The sequence below is a fragment of the Enterobacter sp. R4-368 genome, from assembly GCF_000410515.1.
Lineage (GTDB): Bacteria > Pseudomonadota > Gammaproteobacteria > Enterobacterales > Enterobacteriaceae > Kosakonia.
Genome location: NC_021500.1, coordinates 1491432 through 1510149, shown reverse-complemented (window position 1 = coordinate 1510149; position 18718 = coordinate 1491432). Strand labels below are relative to the sequence as shown.

Sequence of the window (18718 nt, the reverse complement as noted above, 5' to 3'; positions counted from 1 at the left end):
TGCTCCCTAAGCAAAACCACAGTCATATCTGCGGCGGCGGGCGGAGAGGCGGTAAAAAAAAGCCCGCACTTGTCAGGCGGGCAAATAATACTGGAAGCAATGTGAGCAATGTCGTACCAAATACCTGAGTGATTTGCTCAACTATTCGGTAATGCGAAAGATAATCTTTATCATCTTTGCGGTCAACCCCAAATTTTGTGCGACTTCACCGGCTTAATGCATTGAGTTTAAAAAATTCGCGCCAGCTCACATCATCAACAAAATTACATTCCTTCTGGCGACGTGGATAAGCCCGATGGAAGCGCTTTGTACTGTCTCTTTTTTGCTAATGATGCCGGTCAAACAGTGATCCCTGTTAATGCTTTTGTCAGGTTTTGTCATTACTATCTCTGCGGCTAAAACAGATAACGAGTAAGTGATGACCCTCTTCTGGTGTGTAGTGCCAATATTGCTGCTATTTTTCGGCAAAGCGTGGAGTTCGGCGAAAATTCGCGAGTATTACAGCCGTTCGCAGCGTGCGCTCGAGGCGACGGTTGCCGCTGAAATGGATAATCAGCAACCCTCCTGGATAAACGATGCCGCTCAGCGTGCGCAATTTAGCGCCTCGCTGTGCGAACTGTGCCTGAAAAAAGAGGTGCCCGACTGGTTTCTGGAGAGCATTGCCGGTAACGAAGAGGGAATGGGGTTTCTTACCCGGCACGCCGCGCTGATGGAAACCTTTGGCGCGCCATTTTGCGATCAGGTGCAGGCTGCCGCTGAACTGATCGACAGCGCATGGCAACGATCAAAATTGCGCGGCTACTAAGATACATCCGCCATTATCAATAGCTGTTTTCGCCGTCGATGCCTTATGCAGTGCATCTGCCGCTTGTCCTTTGCTTAACGCCTGCGAAGGCGCAGCGTAAACGCTGCCGGCAGGCAGAATGATGATGCCGCAATTCCGGTACTGCCGGTCAGTTCCTGCTTTCACGCCGTATTCATACCCGCCGTTTTTCACTTTTTAACACGCCTCTTTTTTCTCGACAGGGAAGTGAAACGATAGTGCTTGCCTGAAAGTCAAGAATGCGTATAGTTCTCATTCTCTTTGGTGTTTGTGGGCGCAGCAAGGATCTTCCCCCGCAATAACAGTGAGCGTGAAGGCTGACAGGGAACACTGAAAAGCCGTGACGAGCTGCGCCGGGCCGCATCTGCCCTCATCAAACGATCGCGCACAGGATGCGTGGCGTGGGCGCTCGTCTGCCCTGATGACATTAACGGTAAAGGATCCCCCATGAAGATGAAAACGTCCGTGCTGTCTCTGCTGGTGGCGATGGCGCTTGCCGGTTGCAGCGCACATACCACCACCAGCGCACAGCCTGTGGCACCGGCAGCAAAACCTGCGGCGGCGCAGTTACCAGAGAGCGTGGTGAAACGCGAACTGGCGAGTGGTCTGTATGAAATGGCGATCAGCCCGCAAGGCGATGCACTGTATGTTTCCAGCGCGGAAGGCTTTAAAGATGTGCAGGGCGGAGTGGTATACAAGCTGGATCCGAAAACACTACAAACCCTCGGCGCGACCCACACCGATCTGAAAAACTTTGGCATGGCTATCTCCCCGGATGGCAAAACCGTGTATGTCACCAATTCGCTGGACGGCGGCGTGAGCGCCATCGACACCAGCACCGGCAAAGTACTTTCCCGTACCCTGTTCCCGGAACGCAACGAGAAAGGCCAGCCGTACGGCGCGCGTGAAATTGTGCTGCATAACGGCAATTTATATATCGGTGCCGTTGCCGATCCGGCGCTGGTGTGGGTGGTTGACGCGAAGACCCTGAAGGTAAAGGCGCGTATCAAAAACGCGGGCAAATGGGTGACCGGTCTGCACTTCTCTGCGCAGACGCAACGTTTGTACGTGGCGAATGGCGGTGGCGAAATCCTGGTGGTGAATCCGCGCAATAATCGCATTGAGCAACGCTGGAAACCACTGGGCGACAAACCGGCACTGCTGTTGAATATCGCTGAAGATGAGGCTACCGGCCGCTTGTTCGTCACCGACAATTCAAAAGCCAAAACCACGCTGGTGCTGGATATCCACAGCGGCAAAATTGTGAAACAGCTTGAGGGCGATGCGCTGGCGGTGAAATTCAACGCTAAACGCCATGAAATCTATATTACCCAGCGCGAGTCCGGCAACGTGCTGAGCCTTGATGCAATCAGCTATGCGGTAAAACAGCGCTGGGATCTGCCGCCGCATCCAAACAGCCTGCTGCTTTCCGCCGATGGTCAGACGCTGTTTGTCACCGTCAAACAGGCATTCAACAAAGATCACTCCACCAGCGGCCCGGATAGTGTCGTCAGGATCGATCTGAACAAGTAATGATACTGGCCTGGAAACGGGCCATTTCTTTTTTTATTTCAATAGCTAACGATGATGAATAACCGCAAAAAACATTCAATACCTTTGCGCAAGACCGTGCTTGCACTGACCATTGGCGCGGCCGCGCATAGCGCACAGGCGGCGACTGCTGATGCCAGCGTTAAACCGACTCACGAAGAGACCATGGTCGTGCAGTCCGCCGCTGGCAGTGATTTCAGGCCCGGCGGCAGTGAACTGGTGCCCGCGTTTCTGGACGGACAAGTGGCGCATGGCGGCCGCCTTGGCGTGCTGGGCGAGCAAAAAGCGATGGATGTGCCGTTTAACGTCATCGGTTACACCTCGAAGCTGGTGCTGGATCAACAAGCGAAAACCATCGCTGAGGTGGTCAGTAACGATGCGGGCGTGCAGGTTGGGCAGGGTTACGGCAACTTCGCCGAAACGTACCGTATTCGCGGCTTCCAGCTTGATGGTGACGACATGTTGATGGGCGGTCTGGCGGGCATTGTGCCGCGCCAGATTGTCGATACCCAGATGCTGGAGCGCGTGGAGATTTTTAAAGGTTCGAATGCGCTGATGAACGGTTCTGCGGGTTCGGGTGTCGGCGGGATGATTAACCTCGAACCGAAACATGCCGACGACACACCGCTCACCCGCGTGGGCGTCGATTACACCACCCGCTCGCAAGTCGGCGGTTCGCTGGATGTGGGGCGTCGCTACGGTGATAACAACCAGTTCGGCGTGCGCATGAACTTGCTGCATCGTGAAGGGGATGCCGCGGTGAAAGATGATCATCGCCGCACGACGGCGGCATCGATTGGTCTCGATTACCGTGGCGAGCGCTTGCGCACGTCGCTGGATCTCGGTTACCAGAACAAAACGGTTCACGGCGGCGAAATGGGCGTTAATATCAGCGCTGTCGACTTTATTCCGACGCTGCCGGATACCCGCAAAAACTACAGCCAGCGCTGGGCGCACAGCGATATTGAGAACGAATTTGGCCTGGCTCGCGCCGAATACGATCTGACCGATGACTGGACAGCTTACGGCGCGTTCGGCGGCCAACATGCTCATGAAGACGGCACCTACGGCGCACCTAAACTGTTCAATAAAAACGGTGACGCGACCTTCAGCCGTATGGATACGGTGCGGATTTCCGACTCCTGGAGCGGCATGGCCGGGTTGCGCGGTAACTTCGATACCGGTTTTGTTTCCCATAAAGTGAACGTCGGTTATTCGGCGAACATCAAGCGCGATCGCGTGGCATGGACCCAGTCCGATCAAAAAAATCTGCCGGTGGTGAACATTTATGATCCTTCGGCTATCCCGCTGCCGGACAATTTGACCCATAGCGGCAACTACAGTGACCCGCTGACAACCGCGCGCTACCGCTCGCAGGGTTATACCCTGAGCGATACGCTCGGCGTATTCGAGGACCGGCTGCTGTTTACCGTGGGCGCGCGTCATCAGAAATTATGGGTGCGCAACTACAGCAATGCCACCGGTGCGGAAACCACCACTGCGCGTTATACCCAGGATCGCTGGATGCCGACGTACGGTGTGGTCTATAAGCCGTGGGATGTCGTCTCTTTCTACGCCAACCATACCGAAGCGTTGCAGCCAGGCGGCGTAGCGCCGAAGACAGCTGAAAATCGCTATCAAAGCGTGGGGATTGCGCATTCTAAACAGAACGAAATCGGCGTGAAAACGGACTTTGGACGCATTGGCGGTACGCTGGCGCTGTTTGAAATCAAAAAGCCGACCGGCATTCTTAATAGCACGACCAATGTTTACGGGCTGGATGGTGAGCAGCGTAACCGCGGCGTGGAGTTGAATCTGTTTGGGGAGCCGGTGCTCGGTCTGCGTCTGAATGGCAGTGCGACCTGGCTGGATGCGGAGCTGACGAAAACCAAAGATGGTATCAATCAGGGTAACCGGCCGATTGGTGTGGCAAAGTTCTACGGCGTGATGGGGGCCGAGTATGACATCAAACCGGTCGATGGCCTGACCGCCACGGCACGAGTGAACTATACCGGCTCGCAATATGTAAACACCGCCAATACCCGCAAACTCGACAGTTACACCACACTCGATCTTGGCCTGCGCTACCGTATGCAGCTGAATGCGGAGAAAAACGAGATGGTCTGGCGCGTGGGCGTGGATAACGTCACCAACGAGAAATACTGGGCCAGCGTAGAAGACAACGGCACCTATATTTACCAGGGCGATCCGCGTACCGTAAAAGTCTCAATGAGTTACGACTTCTGATAGGGGTTTTATCCGGCGGGCGTGATGCCCGCCTGTTGCAGGCTTTTCAATACTTCCCGCATCCCCCGGCTCACCACTTTATCCTGACGCATCACCAGCGCTAACTGGCGCTGGAGCGGCGGCTGCACCGGTTGTACGCGCAGGCCCTGGCGGTCCTCTTCAGCCTGAACCGCCACGCCGGGCACGATGCTGTAACCCAACCCGGCGCGCACCATGCGTTTTATCGCTTCAATACTGCCCAGCTCCATCACCGGCGCGAGGGTGACACCGCCTGCGCTAAACCACTGTTCTATGAGCAGGCGCGTGCTGCTGCCGGATTCGAAAATAATCAGCGGCAGGGGGGCAAGCGTTGCCGGTGTTGGCAATAAAACGCCGTCAGCGTCATGGGCTGCGATCGCCACAAATTCTTCGGTAAATAGCGGTGAAATCGCCAGATTGCGTCCGTTGGCGGGCAGCGTCACAAGGCCGATATCGATACGGTTTTCTTCCACCGCGCGCACGATATCACTGGTGTTGCCGGTGCGCACCCCGACTGACAGTAACGGGAACTCGCGGTGCAACTTTTGCAGCAGCGGCGGCAACAGATGAATACAGGTCGTCGCGCCGGTGCCTATCGTCACGCTGCCGCTGACCGCGTGCTGATGCTGCGCCACCGACTGCACCGCGGCGCTGACGGCATTTTCGATCTCTGCACAATGCGCCAGAAAGGTTTCTCCGGCGGCGGTGGCGCGCAGACCACGCCCGGAACGTTCAATCAGGCGAACGTGCAGGGCCTGTTCAAGCTGGCGGATTTGCAGGCTGACGGCGGGTTGCGAAATGCCTAACACCTCTGCGGCGGCGGTAAAACTGCCGCGGGCGAGCACCAGCTTAAACGTCGCTAACTGGTCAAAGCTGAAGTGGGGCATGGCAAAGTTTTCCTTATAACGGTGATAAGCGCAGCCTGGTGCCGTGCGGGCGGCGTTACCGGTAGCCTGTAGATATCATCAAACGGGGAACAGTTTATGGAAATTATTGACGCGCAAGAACACCATCTTAGCGCGATTGTGCAGATTTATGCTTATCACGTGATGCACGGTAACGCCACGTTCGAAACCGAAGCGCCGGACATGGATGAAATGCGTACGCGGCTGGCGAAAACCCGCCACAATGGCTTGCCGTGGTATGTCGCCGTGCATGAAGGGCAGGTTCGGGGCTACTGCTATTTATCGCGTTATCGCGAGCGACGGGCGTATCAGTACACGCTGGAAGATTCCATCTATGTTGATGACAACTTTCGCCAGCAAGGCGCAGGCAAAGCGCTACTCGCCCGCGCGGTTGTCTGGGCGGAGCAAAACGGTTACCGCCAGCTCATCGCCAATGTTGGCAACAGCGAAAATGAAGGTTCATTACGGCTGCACAGCCGCGCCGGTTTCGTGATTATCGGCACGCTGAAAAGCGTCGGTATGAAGCACGGGCGCTGGCTCGATACGGTACTGATGCAGCGCCCGCTGGGGGAGGGGGATGTGACGCTTCCGCAGCCCGGGTAAGCGAGCAGCGCGGGTTATTTCAGGCGCTTTTCTGCGATGCCATACACGGTGTGGCGTTCGCGGTTTCCGACAGAGACAACGAACATCACAATCCGTCCATCGTTCAACTGGTAGACAAGGCGATAACCTGAAGCGCGCAGTTTGATTTGGTAGCTATCAGGTCAATGGCTGAGTCTGTTTGCTTCAATCCTCGGCGCTTTAAGCACCTGAGCAATTTTCTTTTTAAACTGCTTGCGAACAGGGCTGCCTAACTTTCGTCACTCTTTTAATGCGCGTTCATCGAAATCCAGTTGATAAACCATACAACCTCCTTGTTTGCTAAAAGCGGCCTTTCCCTGGCCGCATTGATGTATCAGCGTTTCATCACAAATCGTCCAGCGTCACACGAACCGGTTTCGGATCACGTAAACGCTCACGCACGATTTCGATCAATTGGCGATCCTCATCATTAAGCAGTGTGCGCTGAAACGGTAGTTTGCCGTTCTCGGCAACATATTCGAGCGTCTGTCGCAGGAGCTCGGAAGGTGTTACGCCAGGTTTTTCCAGAGCGACAAAGGAACGCGCTTTTAAATCGTCATCGATACGAACATTCAAATTGCCCATGGATTTACCCCTGTCATTACGTTTGTAATGACGAAATGGCAAGGTGAAGACCTTGATGCAACCGCAGCCAGGCAGATCAGGACAATTCTTCTGCTGTCACAATGCGTTCAAACGCATTCAGTTCCGCCAGCTTGCCGTGATACCACTGATCGCAAAATGCGCTGCCTAAATGGTCTGCCAGGTAAGCGCACTGGCGAAACGACTCCAGCGCAGGTTGCTGGAACAATGGCAGATCGGGCGAGGCGTGGGTGAAGTTGGCCAGCGCCTCATCATCAATACGCTCCAGGCCGTATAACATACCCGTCAGTAACGTCGCCATCACCAGATAAGGGTTGGCGTCCGCGCCCGCCAGACGATATTCGATCCGCCGGTTGCGCGCATCAGAGCAGGGAATACGCAGTGCGGCGTTGCGTTTGTTGTAACCCCAGGAGTGAAAAAGCGGCTCGTCCAGATTCTTACGCAACCGCCTGAACCCATTAACGCCCGGCGCCATGATCGCCAGCGACGCGGGCATCAGTTCCAGCATGCCGGCAAGGGAGAGCCGCACCATCTCATTGGGTGCCTCTGCCGGGCTGGCAAACACATTGTCGCCATTCGCGTCATTAAGGCTGACGTGAAAATGCAGGCCATTACCGGCCAGTTCTGAGAAGGGTTTCGCCATAAAATTGGCCTGATAGCCGAATTTCCCGGCCACGGTGCCGGTAAGTTTGCGCAGCGCCAGCACCTGCTCGCAACTATCCACCACGTTGTGCGAATGGCACATGTTCAGCTCAAACTGTCCGGCCTCGGCTTCGCTAACGATGCCGGATAAGGGAAGACGTTGCGCTGCCGCCATACTTTCCAGCTCTTCAATAAACGCAGAGTAGGCCGACGGCACTGCCAGATGAAAACAGCCCTGCGGGCGGTTTTGCTGTGCAGCGGGATCTACAAGGTAGAACTCCATTTCCGCTGCCACCACCGGGTAAAGACCATGCTGGTGAAACTGACGCAGCACATTTTGCAATATGACTCTTGGCTCCAGCGGCCAGGGCATATTATTGCTGTCGAGCATGGTTAATAATAATTGCGCGTTATGGCGCGGATTGTGCGCGCTCGGGCGTAGCGTGCCGGAAACGGGTAAACATACATTATCAGGCTCTTCGTTAATAAGTCTGTCGGGCGAAGAGGTGATTATTTTCCCTTCGCGATCCATGGTGTAAACAGATTGCGGAAAATAACAACCCGAGCTTAGCGAAAATAAGTTTTCGACGGCGACTCTTTTTCCGCGGAATGTGCCATGGGTATCGTTAAGATATATATCAATGTGTCTTGTTTGCGGGTGTTCGTTCAGATATACCTTGATTTCATGAGAAAAATTCTGCTGAAGCTGTCTGATCTCCTGATCCACCATCAACACAGATCGCGAATGCAACGGTGTTGGAAATGTTGTGGTGGTAAAAAAGTGCGGATATTTTTCAGCAGCGGAATAGTCATCAGCGAGTTCATATTTTTTCTTTCTGTCAGGCCTTTTGGGCGGTGAACTCAGCATAAAAGAGCGCTTTTTATTTTGATATAAACGCCGCGTAAAAAGGAAATACGCGGCGATAAAAATAGTATAAAAATGGCGAGCTTAAAGTGTGGAAGGCATTTTTAGCAGCGGCGAGGGCGCGCTATCCGCGAAATGCGTTTTTACCCAGTCGAGTGTTTTGCGCTGGCCTGGAAAAGTGAGCAATTCGTGGGCATCGGCAAAGCTGACCCAACGGTATTCGCTGTGCTCGTGGTTAAGCGTTATCTCGCAGGCTTCATCGACGTACGCAACAAACACCGGTACGACGGTGATGGCGTCGCGGTGCGCTTCGTAAAACTGCTCGCAGCAGTCGGCGGAATAGAGTTCGCTAAGCTGCAAGCCTGTCTCTTCCTGAGCTTCACGCAGTGCGGTTTGCCAGGCCGTTTCACCGTGTTCAATGCCGCCTGCAATCTGGCACCACAGGCCGTTAAGCATTTTACCGCTGCGTTTAAGCAGCAGAACGCGCCAGCCCGCTGCGGAGTTGCACAGCACAAACAGGGCTATCGAAAAGCAGCGTATCGGGATTTCCTTACTCATTGTTTTCTCCGTGTTAATGGCTAAAGCAGCAATATCAGGGGCTCGACAGGGCTTGTTATGGTTTCGCGCAAATGGCCTTTTTCCTGATTTTTCACAACAACCAGGCAGCAGATCGGTTACACTCGCGGCACAGAAAAGCCACATGACAGGAGGTTTATATGCTGGAAAAATTACGTACCCGCGAGGGGAAAAAATTTATCATTGCGGTGGTGATTGTATTCCTGGTTGCCGTCAGCGTCATTTCGAAAGTGACCTTCGAGGGCGTTGAAGATCAGTACAATTTGCCGATGGAATCCTGGACGGTAACGATGTTTATCATGCAGGGCGCATGGGTTGCTATCTACAGCCTGATGTTCACCATCATTGGATCGCTGCCGTTTGGTTTTTATTTCCTCGGCCCGAAAGACGATCGCGGCTAATCCCTCCCGCCCTGGCGTGCTGTCGGGGCTGTCTCTCTTGCGCCTTAATCGAAATCGTGATCTCTCACGTCCTCAGCGTAAAGTTCTGCAGTAAGCCTCAGTGACCGATAGGTTAACTGCCACTACATTCATTGGTCCGTGCAGGCTGCTGTTTCTCGCTTTAAGAAGCGTTTTTACCGCGCAATAACACATTCGCCAACAATTAAAGATCAAAAAATAACCGCCGATAGAGATCTCACAGGGAGTTCGTGCTGAAAGGAAGATGACGTAAAGGCTGACTCCAGGAGAGCCGTAATGGCCAGAGAACGTGTGACCAAAAAAATGAGCACCCGCGCGCAAATGTTGCTGACGGGGGCCATCACCATCACCCTCGGTTTTGTGGTAACTATCGGGGTACTGAGCTGGCAGTCCAGCAGTGAACAAAAACACCTCGCCGAACAATATCTGCAAAAAATTGCGGAAAGCCAGGCGCTGACTATCCAGCAACAACTGAACTATGCCCGCGATGTGGCGCATAACCTCGGTCACAGTATGATTGCCTTGCCAGAAGCCGGGATCACCGACCGTCAGGTGGCAGATAAGCTGCTTATCTCCGCCCTGCGCGATAATCCGGACTATCTCTCTATCTCGGTTATTTTTGAAGAAAACGCCTTTGACGGTCGCGATGCAGAGTTCGCCGACAAACCCGATCAGGCACCGAAAGGCCGCTATGCCTTTTTTGTCGACCACGATCAATCCGGTAATTTTAAGCTCCACCCGCTGATCTCGATCTTTACGCCAGGCCAGGGCGATTACTATCTGCTGCCGCAAAAAAGCCAGAAAGACACGTTAATTGAACCTTACAGCTACGCCTATAACGGTGTGCCGACGCTGCTGACCTCAGTGGCGGCACCGATTGTCAGCGGTGGCAAACTGCATGCGGTTGTGACGTCTGATATTTCGCTGGCGTCATTGCAGCAGAAAGTGAATCAGATCAAACCGTGGGAAGGGGGCGGCTATGCGGTGCTGCTCTCTACCGCCGGAAAGGTGATTTCTTACCCGGATAAAAACCTGACCAGTAAGCCTTACCCGGGTAAAACGGAGGGCTTCACCAGTAAAGTCGTGGAACAAGATGATCCGATCCTCGGCGAAAAAGCGCTGATCACCTGGCAGCCAGTCTCTATTGGCAACAGTACCGATAACTGGTATCTCGGCGTCGTTGCGCCGGTGAGTTCGGTGATGGCGGCGGCCAACCGTCAATTGATGTACGCCATTGTTCTGGGGGTTATCAGCATCCTGTTGGTGTGTGCGCTACTCGGTCTGATCTTCAGCCGTAAAGTGTTGAAGCCGATTGGTGGCGAACCGCTGGAAGGGGCGAATATCGCGCTGGCGGTCGCGGACGGCAAACTCGATAACGCCATCCCGGTGAAAGGTAACGATCGCAGCAGCCTGTTCTATGCCCTGCATACCATGCAGGCGCAGCTACGGCAGATTGTCGGGCAGATCAAAGAAGCCAGTGACTCGGTGCGTCAGGGAGCCGGGGAGATTGTCAGCGGCAACATTAACCTCTCTTCGCGTACTGAACAGCAGGCCGCGGCGCTGGAACAGACCGCCGCCAGTATGGAGCAGTTTAGCGCCACGGTGAAACATAACGCCGCCAACGCCCACCAGGCGACGGCGCTGACTGCCAATGCCACGCAGATTGCCAGCCGGGGTGAAACGCTGGTCGGCCAGGTGGTGGAAACGATGGCGAAAATTGACGACAGTGCGAAAAAAATCGGCGATATCACGGCGATCATCAACAGCATTGCTTTCCAGACCAATATCCTGGCGTTGAACGCCGCGGTAGAGGCGGCGCGTGCCGGTGAGCAAGGGCGTGGTTTTGCGGTGGTGGCGTCTGAAGTGCGCAACCTGGCGCAGCGCAGCGCCGATGCGGTGAAAGATATCGGTGCGTTGATTGAGGAGTCCGGCAAACGCGTCGAAGCCGGGGTGCAACTGGTGAATGATGCCGGTCACACCATGCAGGAGATGACGCAGGCGGTGAATTCCGTGCAGACCATCATCAATGAGATTGTCAGCGCCTCGGATGAGCAGGCCAAAGGCATTAGCCAGGTGACAATTGCCGTCAATGAAATGGACGGTGTCACGCAACAAAACGCCTCGCTGGTGCAGCAAATGGCCGCGGCGGCAACGTCACTTGAAGATCAGGCGCAGCAACTGGCGCAGACGGTGCATCAGTTCCGCCTCGACGCGTAACCTGAACAGGGAGTCTGGCAACAGGCTCCCTGCCTTCCTTAGCCGGCAACCAGTTCGATACGGTTATTATCCGGATCCAGAATCACGGCTTCGTAAAAACCATCCCCCGTCCACCGCGCGGCGCTGGCTAACCGGCCCTGCTGACGGGCTTTTTCCGCCATCTTATCCACCGCCCCGACATCTCCGACATGAATAGCGATATGCGCCCAGCCGACAAACTCTGCGGCGTTTGGCGCATCGGCCAGCTCCGGCACGGTCATAAGTTCAATGGTTGGCCCGTTGTGCAGCGACATAAAATAGGATGCAAAACCGGGGCGGTTTTGACTGACATATTTCTCATTGCTGGTGGCGGAAAAAAAGTCGCGCCAGAATGCGCGCTGTTCGTCGAGATGGCGTGTCCAGAGTGCGACATGGGCAATGTTCAAGGTGACCTCCAGGGCGTAGGGGATGTGAATTGACAGCGTAATTCATTTGCACGATTATGCTCATTATTGCTCGATATGAATTTTATAAAGAGGATTTATGCTCGATTATGCGGCTTTCCCCGATCAACGACAAGATCTGATCCGTCAGCGTCTGCAGACGCAGGGACGGGTAGTCTGTGCGGAGTTAGCTGTTGAATTGCAGGTTTCAGAGCACACCATTCGCCGGGATTTGCAGGAGCTGAGTAAAGCGGGCATCTGCAAAAAGGTGTATGGCGGCGCGGTGTTGCAGCTGGCAACCGCCGGGAGTTTTACGGAAAGGAAAGAGCAGGACCGGGCAAAAAAAAACCTCCTCGCGCAGCGCTGCGTGCAGCTGCTCAAACCCGGTACCTGCGTATTTATCGATACCGGCACTACCAATCTTGAGCTGGCGAAAGCATTGCCGCCAGCGCTAAACCTGACGGTAGTGACTAATTCACCGGAAATCGCCGTTGCCGCGAGTAAACATCCGCATTGCGACGTGATTATGCTGGGCGGGCTGGTGCAGCGCAGCACCGGCGGTTGCGTGAGCGGCCCGGCCATCAGCCAGCTTAATGGGATCATTTTCGATCAGGCATTTATCGGCGGCTGCGCGATGTCGCCGGAGATGGGGCTGACCGGGTTTGATTACGCCGACGGCGAATTTAAAAAGGCGGTGATTGCCCAAAGCAACCAGGTGGTGGTGGCCTTAACGGCAAATAAGATCCCGGGCGTGGCCCGCTACATTGTTGCCGCCAGCCAGCAGATTGATGTGCTGGTGGTCGAAACCGATCTCAGCAAAGCGTTGCATCAAGCCTTTCGCGCAGAGAATATTGAAATCCTGACGGTTTAAACGCAACCGGCCGTTTCGCGCTTTGCCGCTCAGGGTTCATTTCTTGCCAGCCCACAGCGGAGATGTTAAAAGGTGCCCCTTTAAATGAAACCACAAAGGGGAAGGACGTGAAAAACGCGTCACAGGCGGCGGGAAGCAGCACCGATGCCACGTCGGAAGCAGGGCCAACACTACAACGAGGTTTAAAAAACCGTCACATTCAGCTGATTGCGCTGGGCGGCGCGATCGGCACCGGGCTTTTTCTGGGGATTGGCCCTGCGATCCAGATGGCCGGGCCAGCCGTGTTACTGGGCTACGGCATTGCCGGGGTTATCGCTTTTCTGATTATGCGCCAGCTCGGTGAAATGGTGGTTGAAGAGCCGGTGTCCGGTTCATTTTCCCATTTCGCCTACAAATACTGGGGACCGTTCGCCGGTTTCCTCTCTGGCTGGAACTACTGGGCGATGTTTGTGCTGGTGGGAATGGCGGAACTGACCGCCGCCGGTATCTACATGCAGTACTGGTTCCCGGACGTGCCGACCTGGATTTGGGCCGCCGCTTTCTTTGTCATCATCAACGCCGTCAACCTCGTCAATGTGCGCTTGTACGGCGAAACCGAGTTCTGGTTTGCGCTGATTAAAGTGCTGGCAATTATCGGCATGATTGGCTTTGGCTTGTGGATGCTGTTTACCGGCCACGGCGGTGAGCGCGCCAGCTTCGATAACCTCTGGCGCTATAACGGCTTTTTCGCCACCGGCTGGCACGGGCTTATCCTCGCGCTGGCAGTGATTATGTTCTCTTTTGGCGGCCTGGAACTGATCGGCATTACCGCCGCGGAAGCCAGCGAGCCGCACACCACCATTCCGAAAGCGGTTAACCAGGTGGTGTACCGCATTTTACTTTTCTATATCGGCTCACTGGTGGTGCTATTGGCGCTCTATCCGTGGATTGACGTCAAAGCTAACAGCAGCCCGTTTGTGATGATTTTCCACGAACTTGACAGCAATCTGGTGGCATCGGCGCTCAATTTCGTCATCCTGGTGGCGTCCCTGTCGGTGTATAACAGCGGTGTCTATTCTAATAGCCGTATGCTGTTTGGTTTGTCGGTACAGGGCAACGCGCCGGCCTTTTTGACGCGCGTCAGCCGCCGTGGTGTGCCGGTGAATTCGCTGTTTCTCTCGGGGGCTATCACCTCGCTGGTGGTGTTGGTTAACTATCTGCTGCCGCAAAAAGCCTTCGCCATGCTGATGGCGCTGGTGGTGGCGACGCTGCTGCTGAACTGGATCATGATTTCACTGGCGCACCTGAAATTCCGCGCGGCGATGCGCCGCAAAGGGCGCGATCCGCAGTTTAAAGCGCTGCTCTTTCCGGCGGGTAACTATCTGTGCATTGGCTTCATGCTGATGATCCTCGTTTTGATGTGCACGATGGACGATATGCGCCTGTCAGCGGTGTTGCTGCCGGTATGGATTGTGTTCCTGTTTGTCGCTTTCAAACTGCTGCGTCGTACGCCGAAGCGCGGGTAATTCGCGCGACTCCCTACCAGATCCGGTGGGCTGCGGCCTGCCGGACGGGTGATGATGTCTATGTCTCAACTGTGATAGCCTCGGATCTTATGGCCAATCGCAGAATATATTGTTGTTATGTCCATTCAGAAAATTGCCAGGATGGCGGGCGTTTCCGTAGCAACGGTTTCACGTGTGCTGAATAACAGCGAATCCGTGAAACCGAAAAATCGTGAACGCGTATTGCAGGCCATCAAGGCGTGCCAGTACCAACCCAACTTATTAGCCCGCCAGTTGCGCACCGCGCGCAGCTCAATGATTCTGGTGTTGGTCTCTAACATTGGTAACCCGTTTTGCGCCGAAGTGGTGAAGGGCATCGAAGAAGAGGCGGAAAAAAACGGGTACCGCATCCTGTTGTGTAACTCCGGTGCGGACATGGCGCGCTCGCGCTCAGCACTCAAATTGCTGTCGGGCAAGATTGTTGACGGCATCATCACCATGGATGCGTGTGCGAAATTGCCGGAGCTGTCCACCATGATTGGCGCCGCGCCCTGGGTGCAATGCGCCGAATACGCCGATAACGGCGACGTCTCCTGCGTCGGCATTAACGATGTCGACGCCGCCTGCTGCGTGATTGACCGCTTAGTTGAGCGCGGCTGCCAGCGCATTGCCATGATTAACCACGATCTGAGCTATAAATATGCCCGGCTGCGTGAACGCGGCTACCGGAGCGGTTTACAGGCAAAACGCCTGCGCTATGAAAATGTGGCGTACGCCCGCGATTTGAGTTTCAGCGCCGGGAAAACCGCGATGCAGCAACTGCTTAATGCGCCGCAACGCCCGGACGCGGTGTTTGCCGTTTCCGATACGCTGGCCGCCGGGGCGCTGCTGGCGATCCATGAAGCCGGGCTGACAATGCCGCAGGATATCGCGGTGGTCGGTTTCGATGGCACTGAACTGGCAGAAATGGTTACGCCGCCGCTCAGCACTATCGAGCAACCTTCACAGGCGATGGGGCGCGAAGCCGTACGGCTGTTGCTGAACCGCATTGATAACCCGGACAGCCCGCCAGAAAGCGTAATCATGGACTGGCGTTATATTTCCCGCGCCAGCGCCTGACATTTCAGGCATGATGTGTGTAAAGATTTCGCCAGCCGTCGCGCTGGCTTTTTTATTGCTCAGGGAGCCTTGCCATGACCCGGCAACGACAAGCTGATTTATTTCTGGTTCTGACCACACTTATCGCCGCCTGCGGGTGGATTTTCTCGCGCGAAGCCATTAGCGGAATGCCGGTTTTCGCCTTTCTTGGGCTGCGCTTTTTTGGCGCGGCGCTGGTGCTGCTGCCGTTTTGCCGCGGGCAACGCATCGCGCTGGAAAAAGTGCGTCAGGTGGTGATAAGCGGCGTATGGATGGCGCTCAACCTTTGCCTGTGGATCTGGTCGGTATCGACCACGCCATCGCTGGGCGAGGGGGCATTTATCATGAGCCTGTCGATGCTGTTTGTGCCGCTGGTGGCCTGGGTGATGCTAAAAAACCGTCCGGCGCGCGCCTACTGGGAGTGTTTGCCGGTCGCCATTATTGGGTTAGCGCTGCTGAGCCTGCACATGCCCATCACGTTTCATGCCAGCCAGGGCTGGTTTTTGCTGACGGCGTTCGTGCAGTCGATCTATTTTTGCTACACCAGCCGCTGTGCCAGAGAAGTGCCGCTGCTGCCGCTCACGGCGGTACAGCTTGCGATCACCGGTATTGCCGGGCTGGTGATTTCTGCGCTGTTTGAGTCCTGGACTCAACCCTTTACCAGCACCACGGCGATGTGGCTGGCGGCGAGCATTTTAATTGCCACAAGCCTCAGGTTTGGCCTGCAGCTGCAAGGGCAAAAATATGCTGCCGTCGCCAGCGCTGCCATCATTATGGTGCTGGAACCCTTACTGACGGTGATCGCCGCTTCGATTTGGTACGGTGAGCGCTTACCGCTGCAAAAAATCCTTGGCGGCGTGTTGATCCTGCTGGCGCAGATTTGGTTCCGCTGGCGGATGATTGCGCGTCTACCGTCAAAGCCGTAACGTGCCGGCCAGCACCGTATGCGCACCGCCACCGATCAGCACGCGCCCATTTTCCCTGAGCGCCAGCGCTAAAACGCCGCCGCGCGGTGAGGCCTGGAAGGCGGTAAGCGAGCGCTTACCCAACCGCGCCGACCAGTAGGCCGCCAGCGCACAGTGCGCGGAGCCGGTCACCGGATCTTCATTCACCCCCACCCACGGGGCGAAGTAGCGCGAGACGCAATCATACTCATCCTGACCGGGCGCGGTGACTGCCACGCCGCGGCCTGGCAAGGTGCGAAGCGCCGCAAAATCAGGCGTGAGTGCGTAAATTAATTGCGCATCCTCGACCACCACCAGTTGCTTCGTGCCGAACAAACCGTAACCACTCACCTGTTCATGCGCCAGTCGGAGTGCCTTGAGTAATTCCGCTGGCGCTTCGGGCTGCATGTGCGGCGTCAGTAGCGGGAAATCAAGCTCAATGCCCTGCGCTGCGGCGGTTGCCGTCAGCGGGCCGGAAAGGGTGTGAAAGGTGATGGCATCGCCTTCGGCAAGCCGCCCGTTCTGGCGCAGAATATGTGCGGTTGCCAGCGTGCCGTGGCCGCATAAATCGACTTCGGCCTGCGGCGTAAACCAGCGCAGGTTATTGTCCGCAAGGTTTAAAAACGCGGTTTCGGATACCGCCATCTCTTCGGCTATCTGCTGCATTAATGCGGCAGATAGCCCCTGCGGTGTCATGCATACCGCTGCCGGGTTACCGGAAAAAGGACGCGTACTGAACGCGTCCACCTGGTAAATATCAAGTTCCACTACGGCGCTCCCTTTGTTAACAAGGAGATAACATTATCCCCTTTTTACGCCTGCGGATAGCGCGAATCAGGAGTTAGCCGGGCAGCGCGGCGCCAGTTGATGGCGTGCGCTCACTGCCGCTGCGGCCAGTACCAGCATCATCACCACTTCTGTTGCCAGAAAACCACTCAGCGCCGTGCTGTAGTTGCCTTGCGACTGGCCGACAAGATGCAAAAACAACCCACCGAGCACCGCCGGACCCAGGCCGAGTGTCGCTTGTTGCAACGTGCTAAGCAGGGCGCTACCTGCGCCCGCATCCTGGGTGGTGATATCGCGCATGCCGATGCGGTAAAAGCTATTTACGATCAGCGCCTGGCCATAGCCAATCAGCGCGGTAGACGGCGCGAGCGCCAGCGCACCCACCGTCCTCCCGGAGAGCTGCAGGGTAGCAATTAATGCCAGCAGGCCACTTACCTGGATTATCAGCCCGGTGAGTAAAATGGTGCGCATGGTATAGCGACCAATCATTTTGGGCGCATACCAGGCAGAGACAAAATAGGCGACGCCCAGCGCGACAAAGCTGTTGCCCGACTGGTACGGCGTCATGCCCATTCCTGCTTGCAACGTGAGCGCCATACAGAACATAAAACCCGACCACGCGCTAAAGAACAGCAACGCAATCAGCAGCCCGAAACGGATGCTGTGCAGCTTGAGTAAGCGTGGCGGTAGCAGCGGGATTAAACCCGCTTGTTGCTGTTTCAGTGCGCTGGTGCGCATCCACCATGCCAGCGGAATCAGCGCCAGCAGCGCGGCTTTCGTTTCCCAGGGCCAGTGCAGCTCCGGGCCAAGCGCCAGCGGGAACAGCAGGCAGCAGAGGATCATCGCAAGGGCGATCGTGCCTTGCCAGTCGATTCGCGTGCGCGTTTCGTTTTGCGTTTCCGGCACATAGCGGCGGCTGAGCGCCAGCACCAGAAGGCAAATGGGCACATTGATAAAAAAGGCGTTACGCCAGCCAAGACCGGCGATATCGGCTGAGACCAGCCAGCCGCCGCCCATCTGCCCGATGATAAACGCCACGCCGCCAATACCGCCGTAGAGACTGATGGCGCGCGCGTGGGCTGTGCCTTTTAGCGTGACATGCAACGTTGCAAGGATCTGCGGCACAATCAACGCCGCACCCATGCCTTGCAGTGTTCGCGCGCCAAGCAATGCGGAGACCGAATTTGCCAGCCCGCACAACAGCGAAGCGATACCAAACAGGGCAACGCCCCATAGAAACACACGCCGGCGACCGAGGTTATCCCCCAGTTTACTGCCCATCGCCAGACAGACGGCGAAAGCCACGCCGTACAGCGCGACAATCAGCGCCAGCTGTGTGGCGGTGGTGTGCAGCGACAGGGTGATGGAGTCGAGCGCGACATTGGTAATTGAGGTGTCAATCAATGGCAGCATCTGCCCGGTCAGTAGAAGGATCAGGCCTGCCCGGCCCGGAGAAACAGCAGACGTTTTCATGGGAACTCCATTGCGTCATTCATCGGATGGACGTAGCATCGCTTAACAGAAAAACGGGTACCAGTTCTTGCCTATACTGGTACTGGCACTACCATGCTGGAGATGGTTATGACG

The 18718-nt window shown here is 55.7% G+C and carries 18 protein-coding genes and 1 pseudogene; 10 read left to right on the top strand and 9 right to left on the bottom strand.

What is annotated here, in order from left to right; genetic code table 11:
* The first annotated feature begins 418 nt into the window (after positions 1-418).
* Positions 419-805, top strand: coding sequence for a hypothetical protein (locus tag H650_RS07045; RefSeq protein WP_020454627.1), 387 nt, complete (start codon positions 419-421; stop codon positions 803-805).
* Here the strand turns inward: H650_RS07045 and H650_RS07040 are convergent.
* Positions 785-997 carry a hypothetical protein gene (locus tag H650_RS07040; protein WP_044489440.1) on the bottom strand — a complete coding sequence of 71 codons (213 nt, stop codon included), beginning with the start codon at positions 995-997 and terminating at the stop codon, positions 785-787. The genes H650_RS07045 and H650_RS07040 overlap by 21 nt on opposite strands.
* Before the next feature lie 273 nt (positions 998-1270).
* On the opposite strand from H650_RS07040, the gene H650_RS07035 reads away from it, so the two are divergent.
* On the top strand, positions 1271-2356 hold the full coding sequence (locus H650_RS07035) for a YncE family protein (RefSeq protein ID WP_020454626.1): 1086 nt from the start codon (positions 1271-1273) through the stop codon (positions 2354-2356).
* A gap of 51 nt (positions 2357-2407) precedes the next feature.
* Positions 2408-4621, top strand: coding sequence for a TonB-dependent receptor (locus H650_RS07030; protein WP_020454625.1), 2214 nt, complete (start codon positions 2408-2410; stop codon positions 4619-4621).
* An 8-nt stretch (positions 4622-4629) separates the two neighbouring features.
* Here H650_RS07030 and H650_RS07025 read toward each other — a convergent pair whose 3' ends face one another.
* Complete coding sequence (locus H650_RS07025; protein WP_020454624.1) at positions 4630-5526, bottom strand: LysR family transcriptional regulator; 897 nt, start codon at positions 5524-5526, stop codon at positions 4630-4632.
* Positions 5527-5622: 96 nt separating this feature from the next.
* Here H650_RS07025 and H650_RS07020 point away from each other — a divergent pair, with 96 nt between their 5' ends.
* Positions 5623-6147, top strand: a complete 525-nt coding sequence (locus H650_RS07020) for a GNAT family N-acetyltransferase (protein ID WP_020454623.1) — start codon at positions 5623-5625, stop codon at positions 6145-6147.
* A 14-nt stretch (positions 6148-6161) separates the two neighbouring features.
* Here the strand turns inward: H650_RS07020 and H650_RS25665 are convergent.
* From H650_RS25665 to H650_RS07005, 4 genes and pseudogenes are all read right to left on the bottom strand, one after another.
* Positions 6162-6449: pseudogene (locus H650_RS25665) on the bottom strand (type II toxin-antitoxin system RelE family toxin).
* A gap of 61 nt (positions 6450-6510) precedes the next feature.
* Positions 6511-6750: a type II toxin-antitoxin system RelB/DinJ family antitoxin gene (locus H650_RS07015; protein WP_020454622.1), complete on the bottom strand. Its 240-nt coding sequence runs from the start codon at positions 6748-6750 to the stop codon at positions 6511-6513.
* Between the two features lie 76 nt (positions 6751-6826).
* The gene (locus H650_RS07010; protein ID WP_238328382.1) at positions 6827-7942 is read right to left on the bottom strand and encodes a glutamine synthetase family protein; all 1116 of its coding nucleotides are present in this window, start codon (positions 7940-7942) and stop codon (positions 6827-6829) included.
* Between the two features lie 417 nt (positions 7943-8359).
* Positions 8360-8833, bottom strand: coding sequence for an NUDIX hydrolase (locus H650_RS07005; RefSeq protein WP_020454620.1), 474 nt, complete (start codon positions 8831-8833; stop codon positions 8360-8362).
* A gap of 158 nt (positions 8834-8991) precedes the next feature.
* On the opposite strand from H650_RS07005, the gene H650_RS07000 reads away from it, so the two are divergent.
* Both H650_RS07000 and H650_RS06995 read left to right on the top strand, forming a co-directional pair.
* Positions 8992-9252 carry a DUF2534 family protein gene (locus H650_RS07000; RefSeq protein WP_017458690.1) on the top strand — a complete coding sequence of 87 codons (261 nt, stop codon included), beginning with the start codon at positions 8992-8994 and terminating at the stop codon, positions 9250-9252.
* A gap of 294 nt (positions 9253-9546) precedes the next feature.
* The gene (locus tag H650_RS06995; RefSeq protein WP_020454619.1) at positions 9547-11487 is read left to right on the top strand and encodes a methyl-accepting chemotaxis protein; all 1941 of its coding nucleotides are present in this window, start codon (positions 9547-9549) and stop codon (positions 11485-11487) included.
* Positions 11488-11525: 38 nt separating this feature from the next.
* Here the strand turns inward: H650_RS06995 and H650_RS06990 are convergent, their stop codons facing one another.
* Complete coding sequence (locus H650_RS06990) at positions 11526-11912, bottom strand: VOC family protein (protein WP_020454618.1); 387 nt, start codon at positions 11910-11912, stop codon at positions 11526-11528.
* Between the two features lie 97 nt (positions 11913-12009).
* Here H650_RS06990 and H650_RS06985 point away from each other — a divergent pair, with 97 nt between their 5' ends.
* The 4 genes from H650_RS06985 (at position 12010) to H650_RS06970 (ending at position 16327) form a co-directional block, all read left to right on the top strand.
* Positions 12010-12780, top strand: coding sequence for a DeoR/GlpR family DNA-binding transcription regulator (locus tag H650_RS06985; RefSeq protein ID WP_020454617.1), 771 nt, complete (start codon positions 12010-12012; stop codon positions 12778-12780).
* Positions 12781-12887: 107 nt separating this feature from the next.
* Positions 12888-14285: a phenylalanine transporter gene (pheP, locus tag H650_RS06980; RefSeq protein WP_020454616.1), complete on the top strand. Its 1398-nt coding sequence runs from the start codon at positions 12888-12890 to the stop codon at positions 14283-14285.
* Between the two features lie 117 nt (positions 14286-14402).
* Positions 14403-15383, top strand: coding sequence for a LacI family DNA-binding transcriptional regulator (locus H650_RS06975; RefSeq protein ID WP_044489438.1), 981 nt, complete (start codon positions 14403-14405; stop codon positions 15381-15383).
* A 74-nt stretch (positions 15384-15457) separates the two neighbouring features.
* The gene (locus H650_RS06970) at positions 15458-16327 is read left to right on the top strand and encodes a DMT family transporter (RefSeq protein ID WP_020454614.1); all 870 of its coding nucleotides are present in this window, start codon (positions 15458-15460) and stop codon (positions 16325-16327) included.
* Here the strand turns inward: H650_RS06970 and H650_RS06965 are convergent.
* Together H650_RS06965 and H650_RS06960 are read right to left on the bottom strand one after the other, a co-directional pair.
* On the bottom strand, positions 16316-17113 hold the full coding sequence (locus H650_RS06965; RefSeq protein ID WP_020454613.1) for a PhzF family phenazine biosynthesis protein: 798 nt from the start codon (positions 17111-17113) through the stop codon (positions 16316-16318). The genes H650_RS06970 and H650_RS06965 overlap by 12 nt on opposite strands.
* Before the next feature lie 66 nt (positions 17114-17179).
* The gene (locus tag H650_RS06960; RefSeq protein WP_020454612.1) at positions 17180-18604 is read right to left on the bottom strand and encodes an MFS transporter; all 1425 of its coding nucleotides are present in this window, start codon (positions 18602-18604) and stop codon (positions 17180-17182) included.
* Positions 18605-18718: the final 114 nt, after the last annotated feature.